The 4,174-nt window shown below is 32.7% G+C and carries 4 protein-coding genes; all 4 read left to right on the forward strand.

What is annotated here, in order from left to right; genetic code table 11:
* On the forward strand, positions 1 to 775 hold a 775-nt coding region (locus RYK07_RS08785), incomplete at its 5' end, for an SIALI-17 repeat-containing surface protein (RefSeq protein WP_399546616.1).
* A gap of 160 nt (positions 776 to 935) precedes the next feature.
* Positions 936 to 2,207, forward strand: coding sequence for an ABC transporter permease (locus RYK07_RS08790; protein ID WP_399546618.1), 1,272 nt, complete (start codon positions 936 to 938; stop codon positions 2,205 to 2,207).
* A gap of 10 nt (positions 2,208 to 2,217) precedes the next feature.
* Positions 2,218 to 2,853 (forward strand): ABC transporter ATP-binding protein, encoded by a 636-nt coding sequence (locus RYK07_RS08795; protein WP_314853488.1) that lies wholly within the window; start codon positions 2,218 to 2,220, stop codon positions 2,851 to 2,853.
* Positions 2,854 to 2,870: 17 nt separating this feature from the next.
* A partial coding sequence (locus RYK07_RS08800; RefSeq protein WP_314853489.1) for an ABC transporter permease occupies positions 2,871 to 4,174 on the forward strand: 1,304 nt, incomplete at its 3' end.

Raw genomic sequence — 4,174 nt, forward strand, 5'->3', positions numbered from 1 at the left:
AGACGGAAAAGATGGTAAATCACCAAAAGTTTCTGTTGAAGATAATGGAGATGGATCTCATACAATCACAATTATCAATTCTGATGGTACTGTGACAAAAACAGTTGTTAAAGACGGTAAAGATGGACGTGATGGACGTGACGGTAAAGATGGTAAATGTGGTTGCAAAGACAAACCAGTAACACCATCAAATGACAAACCAGTTCCTCCAACAAATAATGTTCCAGAAGGACCTAAATTCGCAATGCCAGAACCACCAGTTCATGAATTACCAGAATACACAGGCGGGGTAACACCACTTGATCCTCCGGTTTATGAAAATCCAGAATTTAATGGTGGAGTACCAGGAATGCCAGAAGTACACGAAGTACCAGAATTCAATGGTGGAGTACCAGGAATGCCTGAAGTAAATGAATGTAATAATGCTGATGTACCAGGAATGCCAACACCTCCAGTACATGAAGTACCAGAGATGAACATTCCAACTCCAAGCGATAACGGTAATGTTCCTCCAGTTAATGAAGTACCTAGAGAAGGTAAAGTACCACCAACAAATGGTACAACACCTCCTCCAGCAGAAGTTTCTCGTGAAAAAGAAGTTCCAACAGAAAATACTACACCTGTAGTTCCTGAAAGAACTCCTGTACCAGAAACAGGTACTACAACTCCAAATAGTTACTTACCAGAAACTGGAACTCAATCAGATTATATCTATATCGTGTTAGCTAGCGGAATCTTAATGTCACTATATGTGGGAAAAAGACAAGAAGACTAAAATAAATTGAGAATAATCACTTTGGTATAACAAAGAAGGAGAAAAGGAATTAAGTCTGAAATATGACTTAATTCCTTTTTTTATTTTCATTTCATATACATTTCATAAACGCTCTTTATAATAAGTTACAGATAAGAAATGAGAGAGAGGAGTTATTCCTTTGATAAAAAATGCAGCACTTTATATTTTTAGAAAAAGAAAGAAAAGTCTGATACTAATCACTATCTTTAGTGTCATTTTAGCTTGTATATTTGCTTGTATGAGGTTATTATCTACGACTTCCACAGTGCAACAACAATTAAAACAAACGACAACTTCTTCGTTTGAATTTAGAAAAAAAGATGGAACAAGTTTTTCTTTCAAACAAGTGGAAGAAATAAAAAAAGTTGCAGATAATGAGTCTTTAGAAAAACATTATCAAACCATTGCAAAATTAGAAAATCATACAGTAGTGACGGGTGAAGAAAAAATTCAACGAGATGATGTTGATGAAGAAATGAAAAATGTTGTTTCACTTAATTCGAGTAGTCAAGTGAATCGAGAAAAACTATTTTCAAGTGGAGTTTTCTCATTAATAAAGGGAAAAATAATAGAAGCAACGGATGTTCATAAAATCATGATTCATGAAGAATTAGCTTCTAAAAATCAATTGAATCTTGGAGATACGATCACTCTTGATGTAATCCAACAAGAAACTGGTGAAAAGAAAAAAGTGAACTATGAAATTGTTGGAATTTTTTCTGGGAAAAAGCAAGAAACTTATACAGGATTAACTTCTGATTATAGTGAAAATACAGTGTTTACGGATTATGAATCGATTCGTCAAGCCTTTTCTAGTGGTTCAGAAGAAGTTGTGACAGGATTAAATATTTTTGCTTCTTCAAGTGAAGAATTACAAAAAATGAAACAAGCTATAGAAGCTTTACCATTCAATTGGGAAGAGTTTGTAATCGAGGATCAAAAGCAAGATTTCGATGATATATTAGAAAGTATTACAGGTCTTCAAAGTATGGTTCAGTGGATGACAGTAGGGATATTAATTGCTGGAGCAGTTGTTTTATCTCTAATGCTAATGTTAAGTGTCAGAGAAAGAATTTATGAAATTGGTATTTTATTATCAATTGGAATTCATAAAGCTTGGATTATTGGAAAATTCTTTGTTGAATTATTCTTATTGACGATTCCAGCTATTTTTGTTTCGTTTGCATTAGTGCCTATGATGGTTCATCAATTAATGAATGGATTTATATCGATGGATTCGGAACAATCTCCTTTAGGAAACTTTATTTCAAAAGGAGCACAACAGGCAGTAATGACCGTGTTTAGTCAAAGTTATGCATTATTAGCAATAGTGATTGTATTCTCACTTGCTGTAACATTAGGAATCTTTTTAATGAAAAAACCAAAAGAAATATTATCAAAAATGAGTTAGGAGAATGAAAATGAGTGTATTATCAATGAATAAAGTAAGTTATCAATATAAGGAAGCACGTCAATCTGTGTTATCACAAATTGATCAAGAATTTGAAGCCGGTAAATTTTACGCGATTATTGGGAAATCGGGTTCTGGGAAATCGACATTATTATCTTTATTAGCAGCATTAGATAATCCAACAAGCGGGAAGATTTTATTTGAAGGAGAAGATATTCAAGAAAAAGGAGATAGTTATCATCGTAAACATCATATTTCCTTAGTATTCCAAAATTATAATTTAATTGATTATTTAACTCCTTTAGAAAATATTCGTTTAGTGAACCCTCAAGCTACAAAGGAAATTTTATTACAATTAGGTTTAGAAGAAAGTCATGTGAATCGTAATGTTTTAAAATTATCAGGTGGACAACAACAAAGGGTTGCTATTGCTCGTTCATTAGTTTCAGAGGCTCCAATTATTTTAGCGGATGAACCAACGGGAAATTTAGATGAACAAACTGCAGGAGAAATTATTGATGTACTGAAAGCATTAGCAAAAGAAAGACAGAAATGTGTCATTGTTGTAACACATAGTAAAGAAGTAGCAAATGCTGCAGATACGATATTAGAATTGCGTGAAACAAAACTTCACGAAGTGAAATAAATTAAGGGAGAAAGATTATGATAAAAAATGCATTTGCTTATATTTCAAGAAAAATCTTCAAATCATTTGTATTATTTGCTGTTGTATTATCTATGGCGACATTAAGTATGATTGGATTATCGATGAAAGATGCAACGAATCAAGCTTCAAAAGAAGTGTTTAAAAATATTACAAATAGTTTTTCAATGGAAATTAATCGTCGTGTGAATCAAGGAACCCCTCGTGGTGGAGGAAACATTAAAGGAGAAGATATTAAAAAAATCTCTGAATCTCCAGATATCGAAGGTACTGTTAAACGAATTAATAGTGTTGCTGATTTAGCAGACTACGATATTATTGAAACAAAAGAAACTCAAGGAGTATTAACACCTGATCGTATTAAGAAATTTAAACGTGCAGTGATGCTAACAGGGGTTAATGATTCTGCAAAAGAAAATAAATTTGTTTCTGGTGCCTATCAATTAGTGGAAGGAAGCCCATTAGTTGAATCGGATAAACATAAAATTTTAATGCATAAAGATTTAGCCGAAAAAAATCACTTAAAAGTAGGCGATAAAATTACATTAAAATCAAATGTCTATGATGCTGACAATGAAAAAGGTGCTAATGAAACGGTAGAAGTGGAAATTAAAGGACTGTTTGATGGTCATAATAAAAATCGAGTTACTGCAGCACAAGAACTATATGAAAATACATTAGTAACGGATATTCATACAGCTGCTAAAGTATATGGAAATACAGAAGATACAGCAGTGTATCAAGATGCGACATTTTTTGTAAAAGGAAATAAAAATCTTGATACAGTCATTAAAGATTTAGGGAAATTAGCGATTAATTGGAAATCTTATAATTTAGTAAAAAGTTCTTCTAACTTCCCAGCCCTACAACAATCAATTTCTGGGATGTATTCAATCGCAAATAAATTATTTATTGGATCTATTGCATTTGCAGGAATTACAGTAGCATTATTACTATTCTTATGGATGAATGCTCGTCAAAGAGAAATTGGTGTTCTATTATCGATTGGCTTATCGAAAATGGAAATATTTGGACAATTTGTATGGGAGTTATTGTTCATTAGTTTACCAGCCTTTATCGGTGCAACAGGAGTTGCTATTTTAACAGGAAAGACAGTTGGAAACCAATTACTTTCAAGTGTTACTTCAAGTATTGCAAAACAAATGGGCAAACAAGCAGCCTCAACGGGTTTAGGTGGCGGAGCTGAAGTAGATGGCTTTAATAAGACATTAACTTCTTTAGAAATGGTGATTCAACCAACAAATGTACTATATGTAGTTGGATTTATGATTGTGGTATTAGG

It is taken from the genome of uncultured Granulicatella sp. (genome assembly GCF_963528315.1).
Taxonomy (GTDB): domain Bacteria; phylum Bacillota; class Bacilli; order Lactobacillales; family Aerococcaceae; genus Granulicatella.